Here is a 23,684-nt window from a genome sequence, read left to right as displayed (position 1 = left end):
ACCATACTGGCAAGGAAATGAAGGCACGCACAGACCAAAAAAGGACATCCTCGTGCCTCTCCAGGACAAGCGTATTTACGCCATCAGAGGCAGCAGCTGCTGGTAGATTTTGCGGAACACGTCGCGCCTTTCCGCGTACCGCGCATGGCGCGTTGCATCAGGCAAATGCGCCTGTTCAAGCTTCAGCTGCGGCAACAGTTGCGAAAGCGGCTGTTCCGGATGAATGGCTATCTGCGCCAGACGCGCGGCACCGAGCGCGGGCCCGACATCCCCGCCGGTGCGGAAATCCAGCTGCAAACCGCTGATATCCGACAGCATCTGTCGCCAGTAAGGGCTTCGCGCACCGCCGCCAATCAGGGTGACGCTCGTCGGTTTCAGGCCGCAGTCGTGCACCACGTCCATCCCGTCGGCCAGCGCATAGCCCACGCCTTCCAGAACCGCACGCGCCAGTTCTGCCGGGCCATGTTGATGGGTTAAACCAAAGAACACCCCTTTCGCTTCCGGGTTGTTGTGCGGCGTACGCTCGCCGGAAAGATACGGTAAAAACCAGACGGTACCCGCAGCGTCATCCGCCTGCTGGGCTGCGGAAATGAGAGCCGGAACGTCGGCCATGCCGGTGAGTTTTGCCGCCCAGTCCAGGCAGGATGCCGCGCTGAGCATCACCGACATCAAATGCCATTTCCCGGGAAGGGCATGACAGAAACTGTGCACAGCGCTTTCAGGATTACTGCGATACCCGTCGCTGACGGCAAAATAGACGCCAGACGTTCCCAGTGACAGCATCGCCTGGCCCGCCTCAACCATCCCTACACCGACTGCGCCCGCCGCGTTATCGCCGCCCCCGGCTACCACCGGTACGGCAGGCATATTCCAGCGTTCAGCAACGGCTGGCAGCAGTCCGCCTGTCACCTCACAGCCTTCGTACAGCGCGGGCATATGTTCCCGGGTCAAATGGCAGGCATCCAGCATCGCCTCGCTCCAGTCGCGCTTCGCCACGTCGAGCCACATGGTGCCCGCGGCATCCGACATGTCGCTGGCGAAATCGCCCGTCATGCGAAAACGCAGATAGTCTTTCGGCAGCAGGACTTTCGTCACCTGACGGAAAATCTCCGGTTCATGGCGCTGCACCCACAGCAATTTGGGCGCAGTAAAGCCGGGCATCATCAGGTTACCGGTAATCTCGCGGGAATTGGGTACGCGTTCCTCAAGAAGCGCGCACTCTTCCGCGCAGCGGCCATCGTTCCAGAGGATCGCAGGACGCAACACACGATGCTGGCTATCGAGCAGCGTAGCGCCGTGCATTTGTCCGGCAATCCCCAGCGCTTTAACGTCGCGCAGGCTGTGCTGCTCACCTAAGGCTTTGATTGCGCGATCCGTCGCCTGCCACCACTGTTCCGGATCCTGTTCCGACCACAGCGAATGCGGACGTGAAACCTGCAGCGTTTCCGTCTGCGTTGCTAACACGTCGCCCTGCTCGCTCAACAGGATAGCTTTCACACCCGATGTGCCAAGATCGATCCCGATATACATTACGGTGACTCCTTTAACAGAAATGCCCGGTGGCGCTAACGCTTACCGGGCCTACGTGCATCTTCAGCTCAATCACTTATCAAACAGATAGTGGTTTACGAGATTTTCCAGCAGTTCCTGGTGCCCGCTCTGGTGCTGCGGCGCCAGCTGCTGTTGTTCAGCGTACTTCGCAATTTCCGCCAGCGATAACTGACCTTTCAAGATTTGCTGGCCCAGCTCACTGTTCCAGCCGCTGTAACGCTTCGCTACGCGCTTATCCAGCTCGCCGTCTTCAATCATGCGCGCGGCCACTTTCAGCGCCAGCGCCATGGTGTCCATCGCGCCAATGTGGCCGTAGAACAGGTCGTATTTGTCGGTGCTCTGACGACGTACCTTGGCGTCAAAGTTCAGGCCGCCGGTGGTGAAACCGCCCGCTTTGACGATCTCGTACATCACCAGCGCATTCTCTTCCACGCTGTTCGGGAACTGATCGGTGTCCCAGCCCAGCTGTGCATCGCCACGGTTCGCATCGACAGAGCCGAAAAGGCCCAGCGCAATGGCAGACGCGATCTCGTGATGGAAAGAGTGGCCCGCCAGCGTGGCGTGGTTGGCTTCAATGTTCACTTTAATCTCTTTTTCCAGACCGAACTGCTTCAGGAAGCCATACACCGTCGCCACGTCGTAGTCATACTGGTGCTTGGTCGGTTCCTGCGGTTTCGGCTCGATCAGCAGCGTGCCGCGGAAGCCGATTTTGTGCTTATGGTCGACAACCATCTGCATAAAGCGGCCAATCTGCTCGCGCTCCTGACGCAGGTCGGTGTTCAGCAGCGTTTCATAACCTTCACGGCCACCCCACAGGACATAGTTCTCGCCACCCAGCTGATGCGTAGCGTTCATTGCCGTCACCACCTGCGTGGCTGCCCAGCTAAACACTTCCGGATCCGGATTGGTTGCCGCGCCCGCGCCGTAGCGTGGGTTGGTGAAGCAGTTTGCCGTGCCCCAGAGCAGCTTCACGCCGCTTTGCTGCTGTTTCGCCGCCAGTACATCCACCATCTGCGCAAAATTGTTCAGATACTCTTTCAGCGACGCCCCTTCCGGCGACACGTCCACGTCATGGAAGCAGTAGTACGGCACGTTCAGCTTGTGGTAGAACTCAAACGCCACATCGGCTTTGCGCTTTGCCAGTTCGATGGCCTCACCCGGCTGCTGCCACGGGCGGTCAAAGGAACCCACGCCGAACATATCGGCGCCGTTCCAGCAGAAGGTATGCCAGTAACAGGCGGCAAAGCGCAGATGATCTTCCATGCGCTTACCCAGCACCAGCTCATCCGGGTTGTAGTGACGAAATGCTAAAGGATTGGTCGTTTTTGGGCCTTCGTAACGAACACGATCGAGTTGGTCGAAATAAGCTTGCATATTGAGCTCCATAATCAGGGTATGCGGCGAGTCGTTGATACAGGAGTAATAGTGAATAGACATTTTGGGTTGCTCAATTACGTTATTTCACACTGCTATTGAGAGAATGCACAACTGTGCGCTGGCTCGCAAAATAATGCGCAGACAAACTATTTTTCGGCGCGCATTCCAGAATCAAATGTAATTAAGACGTTACGTATTTTAAAATCCGATCGCGGTCATAAATTCAGAAATAAACCAAATATCATAATGAGAAGATAAAAATCTGTAATTGCCAGCCCGCCTTTCCGCGTTAAAAATTTGCTGCGTCTCAGCAGTGAATGTTTCTTTTATCTCAGCAACACATACCCCTACAAAAAGGCCTAATAATTATGAAGATAAAGAATCTGACTCTAACGCTCTGCGCCACGCTCCTCCTTGCAAGCTTTGCAGGACATGCCAAAGAGGTCAAAATTGGTATGGCGATTGACGACCTCCGCCTGGAGCGCTGGCAAAAAGATCGCGATATTTTTGTGAAGAAAGCAGAATCCCTCGGCGCCAGCGTGTTTGTTCAGTCGGCTAACGGCAATGAAGAAACACAAATGTCGCAGATCGAGAATATGATCAACCGTGGCGTCGATGTTCTGGTCATTATCCCCTATAACGGCCAGGTATTAAGTAACGTGGTGAAAGAAGCCAAACAGGAAGGCATAAAAGTCCTGGCCTATGACCGCATGATTAATAATGCGGATATTGATTATTATATTTCGTTCGACAATGAAAAAGTCGGGGAATTACAGGCGCAAAGCCTGATCGACAAAGTGCCTCAGGGCAATTATTTTCTGATGGGCGGCTCTCCGGTAGATAACAACGCCAAACTGTTCCGCGAAGGGCAAATGAAAGTCCTTAAGCCGTACATCGATAACGGGAAAATTAAAGTGGTTGGCGATCAGTGGGCCGACGGCTGGCTGCCAGAAAACGCGCTGAAAATTATGGAAAACGCGCTGACGGCCAACAACAACAAAATTGATGCGGTTGTGGCCTCCAACGATGCCACTGCAGGCGGTGCTATCCAGGCCCTGAGCGCGCAGGGGCTGGCCGGAAAAGTCGCCATTTCAGGACAAGATGCCGATCTGGCTGGCGTAAAACGCATTATCGCAGGCACCCAAACCATGACGGTCTACAAACCGATTACCCAGTTGGCCAATACGGCGGCGGAAATCGCCGTGGAGCTGGGCAATGGCAAACAACCTAAAGCAGATGCAACGCTGAATAACGGCCTGAAAGACGTTCCAGCTCGCCTGCTCACGCCGATTGAAGTCAATAAAGAGAACATTGACGCCACCGTGGTTAAAGACGGTTTCCACAAGAAGAGCGAACTGTAATCCGGCGCAGCCCCTGCTCTGCGGGGGCGCATCACGTTGTACTGTTCTTCCCTCGGGTTATGTGGAGCGGTTATGCCCTATTTACTTGAAATGAAAAGCATCACCAAGCGCTTCGGCACGGTGAAAGCCGTCGACAACGTTAGCCTCCGGTTGAACCCCGGCGAAGTGGTTTCGCTGTGCGGCGAGAACGGCTCGGGCAAGTCGACGCTGATGAAAGTGCTGTGCGGGATCTACCCACACGGCAGCTACGAAGGCGAAATCGTCTTTGCCGGCGAAGTGATTCAGGCGACACACATCCGCGATACCGAGCGCAAAGGCATCGCCATTATTCACCAGGAGCTGGCGCTGGTGAAGCATCTCACCGTGCTGGAGAACATTTTCCTCGGGGCCGAAATTTCCCACCGCGGCGTGCTGGATTACGACACCATGACGCTCCGTTGCGAAAAGCTGTTGGCGCAGGTGAGCCTCAACATTTCACCGGATACCCGCGTGGGGGATTTGGGCCTCGGGCAACAGCAGCTGGTCGAAATAGCGAAAGCGCTTAATAAGCAGGTCAGGCTGCTGATCCTTGATGAGCCCACGGCCTCGCTCACCGAACAGGAAACCGCGGTTCTGCTCAACATCATCCGCGATCTGCAAAACCACGGCATCGCCTGTATCTACATTTCGCACAAGCTGAACGAGGTCAAAGCCATTTCGGACACCATCTGCGTGATCCGCGACGGGCAGCACATCGGCACGCGTGAAGCCGCAGGCATGAGTGAAGATGACATCATCACCATGATGGTGGGCCGCGAGCTGACGGCGCTCTACCCGAATGAACCCCACGCAACGGGCGATGAAGTGCTGCGCGTGGAAAACCTGACCGCGTGGCACCCCGTTAACCGCCACATCAAGCGCGTCAATAACGTCTCGTTTTCCCTTCACAGCGGTGAAATTCTTGGGATTGCTGGCCTCGTCGGTGCCGGGCGCACCGAAGCCGTACAGTGCCTGTTTGGCGTGTGGCCGGGGCGCTGGGAGGGCGCGGTTTATATCGACGGTCAGCCGGTGAAAATCGACAACTGCCAGCAGGCGATTGCCCACGGCATTGCCATGGTGCCGGAAGATCGTAAGAAAGACGGCATCGTACCGGTGATGGCAGTGGGTAAAAACATTACGCTTGCGGCACTCGATCGATTCTCCGGCGCGCTGAGCAGCCTGGACGACGCCGCCGAGCAGCAGTGCATCCTCCAGTCGCTTGCCCGGCTGAAGGTCAAAACCTCCTCGCCGGAACTGGCGATTGGCCGCCTGAGCGGGGGAAACCAGCAGAAGGCGATTCTGGCGCGCTGCCTGCTTCTCAATCCACGCATATTAATCCTTGATGAGCCGACGCGCGGGATTGATATCGGTGCCAAATATGAAATCTACAAACTGATTAATCAGCTTGTACAGCAAGGGATTGCCGTCATTGTCATTTCGTCTGAGTTACCCGAAGTGCTCGGCCTGAGCGACCGCGTGCTGGTCATGCACGAGGGAAAACTGAAAGCCAACCTGATTAACCAGAACCTGACGCAGGAGCAGGTGATGGAAGCCGCTTTAAGGAGCGAACGTCATGTCGAAAAGCAATCCGTCTGATATCAAAGTCGCTGTTCCGACGCCCGGTGCATTCGCAGGGCTAAAAGCGCTTAACCTGCAGGTTTTCGTGATGATCGCGGCCATTATCGTCATCATGCTGTTCTTTACCTGGATGACCGATGGCTCGTACTTAAGCGCGCGTAACGTCTCCAACCTGCTCCGCCAGACCGCTATTACCGGCATTCTGGCCGTGGGCATGGTGTTCGTGATTATCTCCGCGGAGATCGACCTGTCGGTCGGGTCGATGATGGGTCTACTCGGCGGCGTGGCGGCGATTTTTGACGTCTGGCTCGGGTGGCCGCTGCCGCTGACCGTGGCGGTGACGCTGGTGCTGGGTCTGGTTCTGGGTGCCTGGAACGGCTGGTGGGTTGCCTACCGTAAGGTGCCATCGTTCATTGTCACCCTGGCGGGGATGCTGGCCTTTCGCGGGATCTTAATCGGCATCACTAACGGCACCACCGTCTCCCCGACCAGTGCAGCAATGTCGCAGATTGGTCAGAGTTACCTCTCGGATAGCGTGGGCTTTGCCCTCGGTGTGGCGGGGTTGCTGGGGTTTGTCGCGTGGCAGTGGCGTGGACGCATGCGTCGTCAGGCGCTGGGGCTGGCTTCTCCGGCGTCAACATCGGTGGTGGGGCGTCAGGCGCTCACGGCGGTCATTGTGCTGGGCGCCATCTGGCTTCTGAACGACTATCGCGGTGTCCCGACACCCGTCCTGCTGCTGGCGCTTTTACTGCTGGCCGGTATGTTTATGGCGACGCGCACCGCGTTTGGCCGCCGTATTTATGCCATAGGCGGCAACCTTGAAGCTGCCCGCCTCTCGGGTATCAATGTCGAGCGTACCAAGCTGGCGGTCTTCGCCATTAACGGCCTGATGGTCGCTATCGCCGGGCTGATCCTCAGCTCGCGTCTGGGCGCCGGTTCTCCCTCCGCCGGTAACATCGCCGAGCTGGATGCTATCGCCGCCTGCGTCATTGGCGGCACCAGCCTCGCAGGGGGTATCGGTAGCGTGGCGGGCGCGGTCATGGGGGCATTTATCATGGCGTCGTTGGATAACGGGATGAGTATGATGGACGTCCCGACGTTTTGGCAGTATATCGTCAAGGGGGCCATTCTTTTACTGGCAGTCTGGATGGACTCGGCCACCAAGCGACGGGCCTGATAACCGTATTGTGACTTAATTGGGAAGTGAGCCATGTTTGAAAAGCGTCACCGCATTACGTTGTTATTCAATGCCAATAAAGCCTACGACCGTCAGGTGGTGGAAGGTGTTGGTGAATATTTGCAGGCGTCGCAATCTGAATGGGACATTTTTATTGAAGAAGATTTTCGCACCCGTCTGGAGAACATCAAAGACTGGCTGGGCGATGGCGTCATTGCCGACTATGACGATCCCGTCATTGAGCAGCTGTTGACCGACGTCGACGTCCCGATTGTGGGCGTCGGCGGCTCCTATCATGCGCCCGAACACTATCCGCCGGTCCACTATATTGCCACCGATAACCATGCCCTGGTCGAGGCCGCCTTTCTCCATTTAAAAGAGAAAGGCGTCCATCGCTTCGCGTTTTATGGGTTACCGGCCACCAGCGGCAAGCGTTGGGCCGTTGAGCGAGAACACGCGTTTTGCCAGCTGGTCGCACAGGAGAAGTATCGCGGCGTGGTGTACCAGGGGCTGGAGACCGCGCCGGAAAACTGGCAGCACGCGCAAAACCGCCTGGCGGACTGGCTGCAAACGCTGCCGCCGCAAACCGGTATTATCGCCGTGACGGACGCTCGCGCGCGGCACGTGCTGCAGGTCTGCGAACACTTACACATTCCGGTGCCCGAAAAGCTGTGTGTGATTGGCATAGATAACGAAGAACTGACCCGCTATCTGTCTCGCGTGGCGCTCTCCTCCGTTGCTCAGGGCACGCGTCAGATGGGCTATCAGGCGGCGAAGCTGCTGCATCGTCTGCTGGATAAAGAATCTCTGCCGCTTCAGCGTTTGCTCGTGCCTCCTGTCCGCGTGGTGGAGCGTCGCTCAACCGATTATCGCTCCTTAAGCGACCCGGCCGTCATTCAGGCCATGCACTACATTCGCAACCACGCCTGCAAAGGGATTAAGGTCGATCAGGTGCTGGATTCGGTGGGCATTTCGCGTTCGAATCTGGAGAAGCGTTTTAAAGAAGAGGTGGGCGAAACCATTCATGCCGTCATCCATGCTGAAAAGCTGGGAAAGCACGCAGCTTGCTCATTTCCACGTCACTGTCGATCAACGAAATCTCGCAGATGTGCGGTTACCCGTCTCTGCAATACTTCTATTCGGTGTTCCGCAAAGAGTATGACACCACGCCGAAGGAGTATCGGGATCGCCACAGCGAGGTGCTGATATAGAAAAGAAAACGCCTTCCAGTGGAAGGCGTTTTTTTTGAGATTACATATGGGCGGCGATTAAACGCTGGTTATCCTGGTACATGGCGAACAGATAGTTGTTATAGCTCTGTCCCTTTGTCGAATAACCTTTCAGCTTGTGGATCATCGTACTGGCCGTCACTTCCTGGTCCGCTTTACGCAGCTGAGCGCGTGATTTACGGAACGATGAGTAGGCCGGGTGCGTGTTCAGATTCACTACGTAAGCGCTGACGGAATCTTTCACAGATTCAAACTGCGAATAGCCTTTCACCTTGCCAGGGGCATTATTACAACGACCTTTCACACATTTCATGCCGAAAAGGTTGTTGTTGCTACGCGCAAGCTTTGAAGTACCCCAGCCGCTTTCGGCAGCAGCCATGGTAGCAACCATGCTGCCCGGGATGATATCTACACGCTCAAGGAGAGCATTCCACGGCACACGACGGGTGTTACCGTTCCAGCTCAGCTTGTAGCGCTTCGTGATATCTTTCAGACGCGCGCGCTCTGACGGCGACCAGCGGCTATCGTACTGTTTAGAAATCAGCCAGTTACGATCCGCAGTAATCGCGGCATTTTGACTCGTGATGTAAGGCATTACCGTCCGGAGAAACGCTTTTTTCCTTGGTGTTCCGGAAGGGTATTTTCGCAAATCAGGAAGTGAACTACTCTTTGCACTATTGCGAGAATACTCTTGTTTACTGCTAACCTTACTACTTGTCGTCTTTATTACGTGGGCTTTCTTACTCGTTGTATCCGTGTGCGTCTTCGCAAGCACCTCACCCGAAAATGCCGTGGTGAGTAACATGAGTATCGCAGCCCCATATCGTCGAATGGGAGTCGATATCATTAGGTCTCCTGGTCGGATGTAATCATCCCAACACCTTATTTTTTCACAAATTTGAGAGCGGAATCTCAAATCATATCAAAAATAGACTTCAAGAGCACGTATAGAAATAGTCCAATTCCGAAACTATGTCACCTGAAACTTGCTCATAAAAACATCATTCCACAAAAACTGTGTGCGCTATCGCAGATAACTGCCTAATTTTGCGCGAGATCACTCATCCTCACGCATCCTCCTGGCAGAAAGCGACAGGGGATGAGTTTCAGCCCCCCGCCTGATGGCACACTGGTCAAAAATGCCGCGACAGGAAAAAGGAATGAAACGTACCGCATTAGCCTTTCTGATGTTACCCGCACTGGCGCATGCCGACTGGTCATCGCCGGGGTTTAACGCATTTACCGCCGAAGGCACCGGTGTCTTCACCAGCCAGGCAAAGCTTGCGAAGGGTACGCGTCCTCTGACGCTGAGTTTTGACAAGACGTGCTGGCAGCCTGCGGATGCGATAAAACTCAATGAGATGCTGTCGCTCAAGCCCTGTGACGGCACGCCGCCGCAGTGGCGCCTTTTCCGCGACGGTGACTACCAGATGCGGATTGATACCCGCTCCGGCACGCCCACCCTCATGCTGACGATTCAGAGTACCGCAGAACAGCCGGTTGCAAACGTTATCCGCCAGTGTCCGAAGTGGGACGGCAAACCGCTGACGCTGGACGTCAGCAGTACCTTCCCGGAAGGCTCCGTGGTGCGCGACTACTACAGTAAACAGACGGCGACGGTGCAGAATGGAAAAATCACCCTGCAGCCAGCCGCTAACAGTAACGGCCTGCTGCTGCTTGAGCGCGCCGAAACCGACAGGCCGGCGCCGTTTAGCTGGCAAAACGCCACCGTCTATTTTGTGCTGACCGACCGTTATGTGAATGGTGACCCGGGCAACGACAACAGCTACGGTCGTCATAAAGACGGTATGCAAGAGATTGGCACCTTCCACGGCGGGGATCTCAAAGGACTTGCCGGCAAGCTCGATTATTTACAGCAGTTGGGGGTGAACGCGCTCTGGATAAGCTCCCCGCTTGAGCAGATCCACGGCTGGGTAGGCGGTGGCACCAAAGGAGATTTCCCGCATTACGCCTATCACGGCTACTACACCCAGGACTGGACGAAGCTCGACGCCAACATGGGCACCGAAGATGATTTACGCCATCTTGTCGACGAAGCGCACAAGCGCGGGATCCGCGTTCTGTTTGATATCGTTATGAACCACGTTGGCTATGCCACGCTGGCAGACATGCAGGAATTTCAGTTTGGTGCCCTGTACCTTCAGGGTGATGAGCTGAAAAAGACGCTGGGAGAACGCTGGACGGACTGGAAGCCGGGCGCGGGCCAAAGCTGGCACAGCTTTAACGACTACATCAACTTTAGCGACAAAGCCGCATGGGAGAAATGGTGGGGCAAGAAATGGATCCGCACGGACATCGGCGATTACGACAACCCTGGCTTCGACGATTTGACCATGTCGCTGGCATTTCTGCCGGATCTGAAAACGGAATCCACGACGCCTTCCGGATTGCCTAACTTTTACCAACACAAGCCCGACACCCACGCGAAGGCCATCCCGGGATATACCCCGCGCGATTATCTGACCCACTGGCTGAGCCAGTGGGTACGTGACTACGGCATCGACGGTTTCCGGGTGGATACGGCGAAACACGTTGAGCTTGCGGCCTGGCAACAGCTGAAAGACCAGGCAAGCCAGGCGCTGGCCGCCTGGAAAGGGGCGAACCCGGACAAAAAGCTCGACAACGCACCCTTCTGGATGACCGGGGAATCCTGGGGCCACGGGGTGATGCAAAGCGATTATTACCGCCACGGTTTTGATGCGATGATTAACTTTGACTATCAGGAGCAGGCGGCAAAAGCGGTGGATTGTCTGGCAGATATGGATCTCACCTGGCAGCAGATGGCGGAAAAGCTGCAAAGCTTCAACGTGCTGAGCTATCTCTCATCACACGATACGCGTCTGTTCCGCGAAGGGGGCCAGCGAGCTGCGGAGCTGCTTCTGTTAGCACCGGGCAGCGTACAAATCTATTACGGGGATGAATCCGAGCGTCCGTTCGGGCCGACAGGTTCTGACCCATTACAGGGCACCCGATCAGATATGAACTGGCAGGACGTCACGGGCAAGCAGGCCCTAACCGTCGCCCACTGGCAAACGCTGGGTCAGTTCCGCGCCCGCCATCCGGCGATCGGTGAAGGCAAGCAAACCACATTGTCGCTGAAAGAGGGATATGGCTTCGTGCGAGAGCACAAGGGCGATAAGGTGATGGTGGTATGGGCAGGTAATCAATAATTCTCCCCCACCCTAACCCTCTCCCCGCAGGGGAGAGGGAACCGCACGGCGCCGTCTTTTCCCCTTCTCCCTCTTGGAAGAGGGTCGGGGTGAGGCAAAATCCACCAGAACTATTCACTGTATAAATCCAACTCCGCCATACAAAACAACAAATCCGACCACATCACCCGATTTGCACCAGCACGGTGCTAGCGTTATGGTTACCCACTTTCAAAATAAGCTCGACAGATCACCTGCTATGACGTTTTCACTTTTCGGCGACAAATTTACCCGCCATTCAGGCATTACTCGCCTGATGGAGGACCTCAACGACGGGCTGCGCACACCGGGCGCAATCATGCTCGGCGGCGGAAACCCGGCTCAAATTCCGGAGATGAATACCTATTTCCAGACGCTGCTCGCTCAGATGCTGGAAAGCGGCAAAGCAACCGATGCGCTTTGCAATTACGACGGCCCGCAGGGGAAAACTGAACTGCTGGCACTCCTCGCCGAAATGCTGCGTGACGAGCTGGGTTGGGATATCGAACCACAGAATATTGCACTAACAAACGGCAGCCAGAGCGCGTTTTTCTACTTGTTTAATCTGTTCGCAGGGCGTCGCGCCGACGGCACCACCAAAAAAGTGTTGTTCCCGCTGGCGCCGGAGTATATCGGCTACGCCGATTCCGGCCTGGAAGAGGATCTGTTCGTCTCCGCGCGCCCGAACATCGAGCTGCTGCCGGAAGGCCAGTTCAAATATCACGTCGATTTTGAACACCTGCATATTGGTGAAGAGACGGGCATGATCTGCGTATCGCGCCCGACTAACCCAACGGGCAACGTGATCACCGACGACGAACTAATGAAGCTGGATGCTCTCGCGAATCAGCACGGCATTCCGCTGGTGATCGATAACGCCTACGGCGTGCCGTTCCCGGGCATTATCTTCAGCGAAGCACGTCCTCTGTGGAACCCGAACATTGTCCTGTGCATGAGCCTCTCTAAGCTGGGTCTGCCGGGCAGCCGCTGCGGCATCATCATCGCCAACGAGAAAATCATCACCGCCATTACCAATATGAACGGCATTATCAGCCTTTCACCGGGCGGCATTGGCCCGGCGATGATGTGCGAAATGATTAAGCGCAACGATCTGCTGCGTCTGTCTAATGACGTGATCAAGCCATTCTATTACCAGCGCGTTCAGGAGACGATTGCGATACTTCGCCGCTACTTGCCGGAAGAACGCTGCCTGATCCACAAGCCTGAAGGGGCGATTTTCCTGTGGCTGTGGTTTAAGGATTTGCCTATCACCACCGAACTACTCTACCAGCGCCTGAAAAAGCGCGGCGTGCTGATGGTACCAGGCGATTATTTCTTCCCGGGGCTGGATAAGCCGTGGCCGCATACTCACCAGTGCATGCGCATGAACTACGTGCCCGATCCGGAAAAAATCGAAGCGGGTGTTAAAATTCTCGCCGAAGAAATTGAAAAAGCCTGGCGCGAAGACGGTCAGTAAGTTCTTACGCCAGATTATGCAGCCGTTCGGCGCGTAGTCTGGCAGGATCAACGCATCGCAACGCGTGGGTTGGACAGGCCTCCACGCAGGCCGGTCCGCCTTCGCGATGCAGGCATAAATCACATTTCAGCGCCTGCGGCTTATTTCCCTCCATGCGCACCTGCATCGCCCCGAACGGACACGCCACCATACAGCTTTTGCACCCAATGCAGCGCGTCTGCTCAACGAGCCAGGCTCCCGCCGTACGGCTGATAGCATGGGTTGGACAGACGTTAGCACATGGCGCATCCTCGCACTGATGGCAACCCACTGCCGTTGTGTAGTCGTCCCCCTTAACCACCCGAAGGCGGGGCGTAAAGGCATGAGCGGCGACGGCGTCCTGATGCGACACCGCGCAGGCCACTTCGCAGGTGCGGCACCCAATGCATTTTTCCGCATCCGCCACGATAAATCGGTTCATCTGTTACGCCTCGCGCACGTTAAAATCCAGTTCTTTTGAGATAGCCGCTGGCGCTACCGTCGGAATCAGAATGAATGTAAGCCGGATAAAACATAACGACTCCTGATATCCGTGCTTAATTCCCACCCGTCGCCAAATACGGGCGAGAGTGCACGGTTTAATTTTCTTTAAGAATGATACACATGATGCACACCTTTATTGATGGCGCAGATCGCATTAGCGTATCAGGAATATTAATGAGGAAGTCATGACGGGAAGGGAAAACGGAAGATCGGTACTCTCAAATATGCCCGGCGGCGCTTCGCTTGCTCGGGCCTACGTAAAACTGCGACGGCAGTCCATGTAGGCCGGGTAAGGCGAAGCCGCCACCCGGCTTTAACGCATCAGAAACGCCAGGTCAGGCCGGTCATCAGCGCGAAGCTGTCGTCGCGGTCGATCATCGGGCTGTTCTTCACGTCGTCAGGCAATACGGTGTAGACCGCGCTGGCGTTGAGATACAGCTTCTGGGTTAACTGATATTTGGCCGCCAGGCCAACGTATGGCGTCCAGCTGTCACCGGCGGTGTATTCATCCAGACCTGAGCGGCGAGACTCGCTGCCGGATACGCCGTAGTAGTAGTCGTTATAGCTTTCGTCGCTATAGAAAATACCGACAGAGGGCGTCAGGGTCAGGCGTTCCATCCTGATTGGACGGAAGTAAGAAACCTCGCCGATCATACCGCCGCTTTCATCCGTGGCATCACCAGAGACCGCCACTTTCAGAGAACCCCAGCTTTCGTGGCGGTAGTACGCGCCGCCGAGGAAGGCAGAGGCTTTACGCTCATCAAGCTGTTTCATCTGATGGTCGTCGTTGTCATCTGGATCGAAATGCAGCGGCATCCACGATGCGGTCAGGCTGAGTTCATTTTTTGCGTCTTTCCACAGGATCCATCCGCCCGTGGTCTGGCGAACATAAAAGTTGTCGCCTTCGTAACTAATTAACGGTACTGCGGTCGTATTTTCGTTATAGCCTTTGTAAGGAGACTCATTAAATACAGCCCCCGCTCCTAGTGAAAAGTCACCGGCCATTGCTGAGGATGTTGCAAATAACGTGGCCGCGATGAGTAAATTGTATTTAATAGTCATTACATGTAATCCATTAAAATGCCAAACAAGCGAGGCGCATAATAATGGTTACAAATTTGCCAATGCAACGCTGTGGTTTATATAATATTATATATAAAATCATATAGATGGGTGTGCAGGATGAGTAATTTACAGCTGAAGCCACGCGAATTAAAAATCATATCCGTCATCGCCGCAACTCGCAGCATTGGTGATGCCGCCGCCCTGCTGGGCATGGCGCAGGCCAACGTCAGCAAATATCTGTCTGATTTTGAAACACGGGTTGGACTCAAGGTTTTTGAACGCACCACGCGTCAACTGGCGCTTACTCAGTTCGGTGAAGCGTTACTTCCCTATGTTAACGCCACGCTGGATAAAAATACTCAACTTGTTAATTTCATTGCGGATTACAAGCATGAAAAACGCGGAAAAGTCACGATTTACGCCCCTACGGGTATCGTGACCTATCTGTCGCGGCATGTGATCCACAAAATCAATGATATCGGTGACATCCGCATATCCCTGAAAACGTACAATCTGGATCGCAATGAATTTGCGGAAGGTGTTTCGTTTCCAGATGACTGCGATATTTTAATTACCTATGCGCAGCCGAAAGATGAAAGCCTGGTCGCCAGCGTGTTGACAAAATATTCTGTTACGGCATTCGCAACCGTTGAGTATTTAAATAAACACCCCTTAAAGGGACCTGAAGATTTAATTAATCATTCCTGTATTCTCATTGACTCCATGCTGGTCGATGATGCAAATATCTGGCGTTTCCGCGTGCACGGCAGTGATAGCGTGCATGACTACCGGGTGACCGGTAATTATATTTGCGACAATACGCAGACGGCCCTGGAGCTGGCAAGAAATAATCTTGGGATTGTTTTTGCGCCAAAAGAGAGTCTGAAAAAAGAATTAACGCAAGGGATGCTGGTTCCCTGCTTCCCGCATCAGGAAGAGTGGTGGCTCGATCTGACGGCCATCTTCCGCAAACGCGAATACCAGCCCTGGCGCGTGCAATACGTTCTGGATGGCGTTCTGAACTGCCTGCGCCAGCAAATTGCTCAGGCCGCCCATGGACGGCCTGAGCTGGGCGATTAGAACAGCCCCAGCGGTTTATCGGAGTAGCTGACCAGCAAACATTTCGTTTGCTGATAATGCTCCAGCATCATCTTGTGGGTTTCACGCCCGATACCCGATTGCTTATAACCGCCAAATGCAGCGTGGGCAGGATAGGCGTGGTAGCAGTTGGTCCAGACGCGCCCGGCCTGAATACCTCTACCCATTTTATAGGCCAGATTACCGTTGCGGCTCCAGACGCCCGCTCCCAGCCCATACGGCGTGTCGTTGGCAATCTCCAGCGCCTCCTCCATCGTTTTGAAGGTGGTCACGGCCAGTACCGGTCCGAAAATTTCCTCCTGGAAGACGCGCATGTTGTTCTGACCGAACAGGATCGTTGGCTCCAGGTAATACCCTTCCTGCAGATCCCCACCGAGCACCTTACGGCGACCGCCGGTCAGAATATCCGCCCCCTCTTTCTTGCCGATATCGATGTAGTTGAGGATGGTTTCCAGCTGTCCGTGCGAGACCTGCGCCCCCATCTGCGTGACGTTATCGAGCGGGTTACCGCTGCGGATAGACTCGACGCGGCGAATGGCCCGCTCCATAAAGCGCTCATAGATGGACTCCTGCACCAGCGCGCGGCTTGGGCAGGTGCAGACTTCGCCCTGGTTAAACGCAAACAGCGCAAACCCTTCCAGGGCTTTATCAAAGAAGGCATCCTCTTCCTCCATCACGTCCGCGAAGAAGATGTTCGGGGATTTCCCGCCCAGCTCCAGGGTCACCGGAATGATGTTCTGCGTGGCGTACTGCATAATCTGCTGGCCCACTTCCGTCGACCCGGTAAACGCCACTTTAGCGATCCGTTTCGAGGTAGCCAGATATTCCCCTATCTCACCGCCCGCACCGTTGACCACGTTAATCACGCCCGGCGGCAGAAGGTCGCCAACGATTTCCATCAGCAGCAGTACCGAGAGCGGGGTCAGACGCGCCGGTTTCAGCACAATGCAGTTGCCAGCCGCCAGCGCGGGCGCCATTTTCCAGCTCGCCATCAGCAGCGGGAAGTTCCACGGAATAATTTGCCCGACGACGCCCAGCGGTTCGTGGAAATGATACGCCACGGTGTCGCTGTCTACCTCGCTTATTCCGCCCTCCTGAGCGCGAATGCAGGAGGCAAAATAGCGGAAGTGGTCGATGGCCAGCGGCACGTCTGCCGCCATCGTTTCCCGGATCGGCTTGCCGTTATCCCAGGTCTCTGCCGTCGCCAGCAGCTCCAGATTCTGCTCCATCCGGTCAGCGATTTTGAACAAAATAGCCGCGCGGTCCTGAACTGAGGTATGGCCCCATTTATCTTTCGCTTTGTGCGCCGCATCCAGCGCCAGATCGATATCGCGCTTGCCGGAGCTGGCTATTTCGCACAGCGGCTGGCCGGTTACGGGGGTCAGGTTGGAATAGTATTCGCCGTCGACGGGAGCTACCCAGTCGCCGCCAATAAAGTTGTCATAACGAGGCTTCAGCTTGAGGGGAAAACCATACTCGCCGGGCTGGATACGCGATGAGGGAGGATTGTTTGTCATGACCGTCTCCTTGCTGTTGGTGTACAACAAGGGTAGTTCCGGCTGGCGTTTTTCTCGCCAGTGGGTGACGGGTTTACGAGCCGTATCACGGATTACCGTACTTTACGTTTCGTTTCTGCCACTGAGCCATACTTAACAAGTCAAGAGCTTATAAGGAACGATGCGATGCAGCTATTTATCGGTTTTGACGTAGGCGGAACCCATATCAAGCACGGCGTGATTGATGAAAATGGCAAGGAGCTGACGACAGACGAGTACGATACCCCTAAGGATAAAAACACCTTCAAAAAGAAGTGGAAAGCGGCAGTTGAAGCGTATCAGGACGAATACGATATCGTCGGTATCGGCGTGAGCTTTCCCGGCCATATTAACCACCATAGCGGCGAAGCGGCTAAAGCGGGCGCGCTCGACTATCTCGACAGCGAAAACCTGTGCGAACTCTTCGCCGATCTGACCGATCTTCCCGTCACCGTGGAAAACGACGCCAACTGTGCGGCGCTGGGCGAGCGCTGGCAGGGCGCGGGTAAGGATTACGAGCATTTCGTCTGTATCACCATCGGCACGGGCATTGGTGGCGGGATTGTGATGGAGGGCGATCTCTATCGCGGGTCGCATTACCGCGCCGGCGAATTTGGCGTGCTGCCCGTGGGGGACCAGGGCGAACCGATGCACGAGGTTGCGTCTGCCAGCGGCCTGATGAAAGCCTGCCGCCGCGCGCTGGCCGTTTCAGAAGAAGAAATGCCTGACGGCAAGGAGCTGTTTAAACGTATGGAGAGCGACGTGCATCTGCGCGAAGCTATTGAAGCCTGGGCGCATTTTCTCTCGCGCGGCGTTTATAGCGTGATCTCGATGTTCGATCCACAGGCAGTGCTGATTGGCGGAGGGGTAAGCGAGCAGGAGAAAATTTATCTCCTGCTCGATAAGTACCTGGAGCAATTCGAGGAATGGGAAGCACTCAAAGTGCCCATTCTGCCCTGCGAGCTGGGTAACCAGGCAGGAAGACTGGGCGCGGTATGGCTGGCAAAGCAAAAACTCTCCCGCCACACGTAGCGCTCAGGGAAATAGCTGCGCGTCACGAAGCAGATGGTCATTACCCCGACGGCGGGTAAAGCCGATACGGTTGAAATATTCCAGGATCTGTATCGCCAGCTTGCGGCCCACGTTCAGCCGATCGCGGAAATCGGCTGCGCAGGTAGAGCCCCGCTCCTGATCCAGCTCGCGGATCAGGTTCGCAAACGCCACAATGCGATCGTTACGGTAATAACGATCTTTCACGATCGCGACTATCAGCCCCTGCTGCGCCGCATGGCGCAATACCTGACGCATTACCTGCTCGTCGGTATTCGTTTCGCGGGCCAGATCGCGAACCCACCACGGCTCATCGCCAAACAGCGAGGCCACTTTTTGCCATACCGCTTCTTGCTCTGCGGTAAACCCGGCCTTGTGATCCGGCAGATGCAGCCAGCCGTGATGGCTTTTGATCGCCCCGCTTTCGCGCATGTTTTCAATCAGCAGCAGCACCAGCGCATCGTCTTCCATCGGCAGCGCCATGCGCCGCAGACGCTCACGGCCCGGGCCAGGCTCATCCTGATGCTGTTCATGGTACGTTGCGAGCGTGCTCAGTATCTTACGCTGCCAGTTCGCAGCAACCGGGGCGTTTAGCAGACTGTTTCCAGCCTGAATAAAGCCCGGCTGCTGGGCCAGCAGGCGTAACCCTTCCTCGCTCAGCTGGCGTGCCCATGCAAAATCACGCAGGCTCACCGCACCGCGCTCAAGATGCACCCGCAGCGCGGCGTTATCATCGCTGGCCTGCGCCAGAGCAGCCAGCCACTGCAGATATTCAGGTTTACGCTTGCCGCGTCGCGGTGGATTCAGCGCGACCACCCGTGCCCCGGCAAGCGTTTCCCGCGCGGAAATATCACGCAGAACCAGACGATCGTTGTCTGCAAGCCAGAGCGGTGAATCGAATACCAGTTCGGCAAGGTCGTTTTCCAGCAGCGACACGCGTCCGGTGATATGGCTGGCCGCGTGGTGAATATGCAGCGGCTGCCATTGGGTCAGGGGCACGTTTGTCTGCAGGCAAATAATGACGCGTTCAGACGGCTCAGGTGGGGCATCGGCCAGCAGCCAGTCGCCGCGGTTAAGCTGCTCTTTTTCCGCATCCCCGGCAATGTTCAGCGCGATCCGCTGCCCGGCATGAGCACGCTCCGCGGGCTGGTTTTGCGCATGTAAGCCGCGCACGCGCATCGGCTTGTTAACGCCCGTCAGCCAGAGCGTATCACCTACGTTCACTTCACCGCCCAGCGCCGTACCGGTCACCACCAGCCCCGCGCCTTTTACAGTAAACGCCCGGTCAATTGCCAGACGGAAGCGATGATGGCTGGCGTGGTCACGCGACGAAAGCTGCCGTAAGTGGTGGCGAAGTTCATCGATACCGCGCCCTTCTGTCGCCACGGTGACAAAAAGCGGAGCATCGGCAAAACCATACTCCCGCAAGGTCGCCTGTACCGTTTCGCGCACTTCGCTGACGCGTGCGTCATCCACGCGATCGGCTTTGGTCAGCGCCACGGTCAGCTGCGGGTTACCGGTCAGCTGCAGGATCGCCAGGTGCTCACGGGTTTGCGCCATGACGCCATCATCGCAGGCCACCACCAGCAGGGCATGATCGATGCCCCCCACGCCCGCCAGCATGTTGGACAGAAACTTTTCATGCCCCGGAACATCAATAAAACCCAGTACGCGACCGTCAGGCTGGGGCCAGTAGGCATAGCCCAGATCGATGGTCATGCCGCGCTTTTTCTCTTCCGGCAGGCGGTCGGCGTTTATGCCGGTAATCGCCTGCAGTAGCGTGGTTTTTCCGTGGTCGACATGACCGGCGGTGGCAATAATCATTTCAACAACATCTCCAGAAATCGCTCTTCATCTTCAAGGCAGCGCAGATCCAGCCACATTCGGCCATCGTAAATCCGCCCGATAACCGGCGCGGGCAGGCCACGCCAGCGCGACGACAGGGCTTCAAGGTGGCTGCCGCGCCCGTCACGCGGGGTGAACGTGAGCGCTTCACTCGGCAGCCTGTCCACCGGCAGCGAACCGCTGCCAATCTGCGACTGGCAGGGTTCAATGCGAACGTCAAAATCGGGGTAGTGCGGGGTAATGCGCGGCAGCAGTAATTCGGCCTGGGCGCGAATCGAAGCGGCATCGCGGGTTAACAGACGCAGCGTGGGCAGGCGGTCGGCCAGTTTCTCCGGATGGAGATAGAGCCGCAGCGTCGCCTCCAGCGCGGCAAGCGTCATTTTATCGGCTCGCAGGGCGCGCTTGAGCGGATGCTGCTGGAGCTGCGCAATCAGCTCGCGCTTGCCGACGATAATCCCGGCCTGCGGCCCGCCAAGCAGCTTGTCGCCGGAAAAGCTGACCAGGCTGACGCCTGCGGCAATCATCTCTTGCGGCATCGGCTCTTTGGGCAGCCCATAAAGGCTCAGATCCACCAGCGAGCCGCTGCCGAGATCGGCAATCACCGGAATATTCAGTTCGCGGCCAATCGCCGCCAGCTCGCCCTCTTCAACCGTTTTGGTGAAGCCTTCAATATGATAATTGCTGGTGTGAACCTTCATCAGCAGGGCGGTATTTTCATTCACCGCCGCGCGATAATCTTTCGCATGGGTGCGGTTGGTAGTGCCCACCTCATGCAGCGTGCAGCCCGCCTGGCGCATCACGTCCGGAATACGAAACGCCCCGCCAATCTCCACCAGCTCGCCGCGGGAAACCACCACCTCTTTGCCGCTGGCGGTGGCCGCCAGCATCAGCAGCACCGCTGCGGCGTTGTTATTCACAATGCAGGCATCTTCCGCGCCGGTCAGCTGGCACAGCAGATCCGCCAGCGCCCGGTCACGATGCCCGCGTCCGGCGCCGTCCAGATCGTACTCCAGCGTCACGGGCGCCCGCATGGCCTGAACAACCGCCGCGATAGCCTCTTCCGCCTGCTGCGCGCGTCCCAGGTTGGTATGGAGCACGGTACCGGTCAGGTTAATCACCGGGCGTAACGCGCTTTGCGCTTTCTCATCCAGCCGGTGCTCAACTTCCTGCTCCCACGCCGCGCACCATTCGGGCAAGGCGTTTTCTGACTGAATAGCGCATCGGGCTTCGTCCTGAAGCAGGCGTAACATCTCCACCGTCGCGGTATGGCCAAAACGCTCAACGGCAGCATGAATGCGGGGCTCGCGAAGGAGACGGTCGGTAGCGGGGATCTGGCTGTACAGCGAATGATGAGTAGTCATGAAGGCGCCTGGCGAGTAAATATCTTCCCCCCTCCCGACGGGAGAGGGAGTTAACATGTGGAGGGATTGTACAACCTCCGACGCCGAAGTGTTATAACCCGCGTCAAGCCTTTGGCGGTTCGGTACGGGCAAAGCTCTCGCGGCTAAAAAGCGTGTCTGCAAGTTTCACCAGCAGCGGACGGTCGACGCACCAGCCAGGAGAAACCCGGCGGAAGTTGAGATAGCCGATGGCGCAGGCGATAGCGATGGTTGCCAGGTTCAGGCTGTCGGTTTGAATCTTTCCTTCCCGGATAAGCTGTTCGCACCTGTCCAGGCTGCGGCTGATTTTTTCCCGCTGGCGTAACAGTTCCGTTTCCGACTGCTGGGCGACGGGCCTTGCCTGTTCACGCACGGAGGTTAACGCCGCATCCATAATGCCATCGGCCAGGGCTTCAATTTGCTTCACTGCCAGCGCCGCTTTTGGGTCAGCCGGCAGCATTGCCGGGGCAACGCCCAGCAGCTCGATATACTCCGCAATAATCGGGGAATCGAACCAGTATTCGCCCTCGTCCGTCACCAGCGCCGGGACTTTCCCCAGCGGGTTGTACTGCGCGACGCCGTTTTCAGCGTTGTAGGGCTGTTCATTGATGAATTCAAATTCAATCCCTTTCTCCAGCAGGAGAATCGAGATCTTTCGCACGAAGGGACTGGTGTAGCTACCGATGAGTTTCATTGCCTGATCCTTGATGCCGGAAAAAAGTCAGTATGGATCAAGCGATGAAAAAAGGGCAGGTTTGCGTGTCGCATTCCTGCCCCGGAAGGATTAGTGATCGAGATAGAGGTAGTGCATCCAGCTGGTCATGCGCAGCAATACTTTACGCATCACCGAGACGTGGGCGAAATGGTCCGAGTAGACCGCCACCTGGGCATAGATACCGTCCGGCAGGGCATCGACTTCAGCGTCAGGGCTCAGCTCTATGATGGCCTGCACGCCATCCGTACCCGGTGTGACCGTCAGAGACTGCAGCGCGCCCTGCGCCTGATAGGTTCCTCCCGGCACCACAGGCAGAATTGCGGTGAGCTTACCGGAGAACACCTGGCCCGGCAGGGCATTAAACACCACTTCCGCTTCATCGCCCGGCTTCAGACGCAGCAGCGAGTTCTGACGGAACTGGGCCACAATCTGACGCTTCTGTTCAGGAATAAAGACCATCACCGGACGCAGCGGCAGCGCGGCGGCGTACGTCCCCGGACGGATCAGCACCTGGGTGATGTAACCATCGCTCGGCGCACGCACCACGGTTTGATCCAGGTTGTATTTCGCTTCGGCAAGCTGAGCGCGTAGTGAAGCAATCTGCGACTGCTCGCCGTTCACCATGCTGTCCAGCTGGCTTTGAATCTGCACCTGTTCAGCAACGGAGCCTTTCACAAGCGCATCCTGCGCGAGATAGTTCTGCCGCGCGTTGTCGATATCGCTTTCAGAGAACGGATTCACCTTAGCCTGGCTGCCTTTCAGGTAGCGCTGATAATCTTTATAAAGGCGGTCACGCTCTGCGGAAACGCGCGTCGTATTGGCGACGGCTTCCGCCAGCTGCGCTTTAAGATTGTCGATATTATGCGTCGCGGTCACCAGGTCGGCCTGGAGTCTGTCGACGCGCGCCTGATAGCGGCCCGGATCCAGTTTAAATAACACTTCGCCTTTTTTAATGAGCTGGTTATTTTTATCGGTCACTTCACTAACCACCCCGGTAACCTGCGGCGTAATCGGAATAGAAATAACCGCTTTTTGCGCCGTAAAGGTGTACGGATGGTTATAGTTCATTAACAGAATAAGTCCGGCAACAATAAACACCCCGCCTAATGTTGCGGTGGCAAGCGTCCACTGGTTTACCGGAATGCGGAATATTTTAAAGATGGCCCAGGCAAATGCCACGTAGGTCAAAATAATCAACAGATCCATGATTAGCGCTCCAGCGTGTTATTATCAGCAGCAGGCTTTACCGCGGCCAGCTTTTGTTCTAATTCTGCCACGCGTTTGGCCAGCGCATCCATGCCCGGAACCTCATCAGGCTTGGTGATATGGTTTTGCATCCCCCAGCCGCGATCTTCACGGTACAGCGTGGCCCATATCCACAGGAACGGCCAGATGGCATGGAGCGTAAACAGGCTAATCCAGCCTGCCGTATGAATCGCATCGGCATGCGGGTGATGCTGCCAACTTACTGATTTAGTGTATGATGGTGTTTTTGAGG

18 protein-coding genes and 1 pseudogene are annotated in these 23,684 nt (G+C 56.1%); 8 read left to right on the top strand and 11 right to left on the bottom strand.

The genetic code is table 11. The annotated features are described in order from the left end of the window. Positions 1–75: 75 nt before the first annotated feature. Entirely contained in the window at positions 76–1,530 is a 1,455-nt protein-coding gene (gene xylB / locus ADJ24_RS09640; RefSeq protein ID WP_023309940.1) for a xylulokinase, read from the bottom strand. A gap of 72 nt (positions 1,531–1,602) precedes the next feature. Then, the gene (xylA, locus tag ADJ24_RS09635) at positions 1,603–2,925 is read right to left on the bottom strand and encodes a xylose isomerase (protein ID WP_123244561.1); all 1,323 of its coding nucleotides are present in this window, start codon (positions 2,923–2,925) and stop codon (positions 1,603–1,605) included. A gap of 371 nt (positions 2,926–3,296) precedes the next feature. Here xylA and xylF point away from each other — a divergent pair, with 371 nt between their 5' ends. The 4 genes and pseudogenes from xylF (at position 3,297) to xylR (ending at position 8,273) form a co-directional block, all read left to right on the top strand. Continuing rightward, the gene (xylF, locus tag ADJ24_RS09630; RefSeq protein ID WP_023309938.1) at positions 3,297–4,289 is read left to right on the top strand and encodes a D-xylose ABC transporter substrate-binding protein; all 993 of its coding nucleotides are present in this window, start codon (positions 3,297–3,299) and stop codon (positions 4,287–4,289) included. Positions 4,290–4,361: 72 nt separating this feature from the next. Beyond that, entirely contained in the window at positions 4,362–5,903 is a 1,542-nt protein-coding gene (locus ADJ24_RS09625; RefSeq protein WP_023309937.1) for a xylose ABC transporter ATP-binding protein, read from the top strand. Then, positions 5,881–7,062 carry a xylose ABC transporter permease XylH gene (gene xylH / locus ADJ24_RS09620; protein WP_023309936.1) on the top strand — a complete coding sequence of 394 codons (1,182 nt, stop codon included), beginning with the start codon at positions 5,881–5,883 and terminating at the stop codon, positions 7,060–7,062. Before ADJ24_RS09625 ends, xylH begins: the two co-directional genes overlap by 23 nt. Before the next feature lie 33 nt (positions 7,063–7,095). Next, positions 7,096–8,273: pseudogene (gene xylR, locus ADJ24_RS09615) on the top strand (D-xylose utilization transcriptional activator XylR). Between the two features lie 40 nt (positions 8,274–8,313). Here xylR and ADJ24_RS09610 read toward each other — a convergent pair. Next, positions 8,314–9,138 (bottom strand): protein bax, encoded by an 825-nt coding sequence (locus ADJ24_RS09610; RefSeq protein WP_032661838.1) that lies wholly within the window; start codon positions 9,136–9,138, stop codon positions 8,314–8,316. Between the two features lie 313 nt (positions 9,139–9,451). On the opposite strand from ADJ24_RS09610, the gene ADJ24_RS09605 reads away from it, so the two are divergent. Then, positions 9,452–11,482 (top strand): alpha-amylase, encoded by a 2,031-nt coding sequence (locus ADJ24_RS09605; RefSeq protein ID WP_023309933.1) that lies wholly within the window; start codon positions 9,452–9,454, stop codon positions 11,480–11,482. Positions 11,483–11,720: 238 nt separating this feature from the next. Beyond that, positions 11,721–12,977 (top strand): valine--pyruvate transaminase, encoded by a 1,257-nt coding sequence (gene avtA, locus ADJ24_RS09600; protein WP_023309932.1) that lies wholly within the window; start codon positions 11,721–11,723, stop codon positions 12,975–12,977. A gap of 4 nt (positions 12,978–12,981) precedes the next feature. On the opposite strand, the gene ADJ24_RS09595 is transcribed toward avtA, so the two are convergent. Continuing rightward, the gene (locus ADJ24_RS09595; RefSeq protein WP_023309931.1) at positions 12,982–13,437 is read right to left on the bottom strand and encodes a 4Fe-4S dicluster domain-containing protein; all 456 of its coding nucleotides are present in this window, start codon (positions 13,435–13,437) and stop codon (positions 12,982–12,984) included. A 383-nt stretch (positions 13,438–13,820) separates the two neighbouring features. Further along, entirely contained in the window at positions 13,821–14,561 is a 741-nt protein-coding gene (locus ADJ24_RS09590; RefSeq protein WP_023309930.1) for a MipA/OmpV family protein, read from the bottom strand. Between the two features lie 120 nt (positions 14,562–14,681). Here ADJ24_RS09590 and ADJ24_RS09585 point away from each other — a divergent pair, with 120 nt between their 5' ends. Next, the gene (locus tag ADJ24_RS09585; protein WP_023309929.1) at positions 14,682–15,644 is read left to right on the top strand and encodes a LysR family transcriptional regulator; all 963 of its coding nucleotides are present in this window, start codon (positions 14,682–14,684) and stop codon (positions 15,642–15,644) included. On the opposite strand, the gene aldB is transcribed toward ADJ24_RS09585, so the two are convergent. After that, the gene (gene aldB, locus ADJ24_RS09580) at positions 15,641–17,179 is read right to left on the bottom strand and encodes an aldehyde dehydrogenase AldB (RefSeq protein WP_023309928.1); all 1,539 of its coding nucleotides are present in this window, start codon (positions 17,177–17,179) and stop codon (positions 15,641–15,643) included. The genes ADJ24_RS09585 and aldB overlap by 4 nt on opposite strands. Positions 17,180–17,344: 165 nt before the next feature. On the opposite strand from aldB, the gene ADJ24_RS09575 reads away from it, so the two are divergent. Beyond that, positions 17,345–18,229 carry an ROK family protein gene (locus tag ADJ24_RS09575; protein WP_023309927.1) on the top strand — a complete coding sequence of 295 codons (885 nt, stop codon included), beginning with the start codon at positions 17,345–17,347 and terminating at the stop codon, positions 18,227–18,229. 3 nt (positions 18,230–18,232) lie between these two features. On the opposite strand, the gene selB is transcribed toward ADJ24_RS09575, so the two are convergent. From selB to ADJ24_RS09550, 5 genes are all read right to left on the bottom strand, one after another. Further along, complete coding sequence (selB, locus tag ADJ24_RS09570; RefSeq protein ID WP_048702313.1) at positions 18,233–20,071, bottom strand: selenocysteine-specific translation elongation factor; 1,839 nt, start codon at positions 20,069–20,071, stop codon at positions 18,233–18,235. After that, a complete protein-coding gene (selA, locus tag ADJ24_RS09565; RefSeq protein WP_023309925.1) occupies positions 20,068–21,453 on the bottom strand; it encodes an L-seryl-tRNA(Sec) selenium transferase in 1,386 nt (461 codons plus the stop codon). The genes selB and selA overlap by 4 nt, the downstream gene beginning before the upstream one ends. A gap of 103 nt (positions 21,454–21,556) precedes the next feature. Beyond that, complete coding sequence (locus ADJ24_RS09560; RefSeq protein ID WP_023309924.1) at positions 21,557–22,165, bottom strand: glutathione S-transferase; 609 nt, start codon at positions 22,163–22,165, stop codon at positions 21,557–21,559. A 90-nt stretch (positions 22,166–22,255) separates the two neighbouring features. Then, on the bottom strand, positions 22,256–23,392 hold the full coding sequence (locus ADJ24_RS09555; RefSeq protein ID WP_008502730.1) for an HlyD family secretion protein: 1,137 nt from the start codon (positions 23,390–23,392) through the stop codon (positions 22,256–22,258). Between the two features lie 2 nt (positions 23,393–23,394). Continuing rightward, on the bottom strand, positions 23,395–23,684 hold a 290-nt coding region (locus ADJ24_RS09550; protein WP_048702312.1), incomplete at its 5' end, for a DUF3302 domain-containing protein.

The sequence above is a fragment of the Enterobacter sp. 940_PEND genome (genome assembly GCF_001059415.1).
In the GTDB taxonomy this organism is placed as follows: Bacteria; Pseudomonadota; Gammaproteobacteria; order Enterobacterales; family Enterobacteriaceae; genus Enterobacter; species Enterobacter cloacae_M.
The sequence above is the reverse complement of the archived record's forward strand: the minus strand, read 5'-3'. Positions and strand labels throughout refer to the sequence as shown.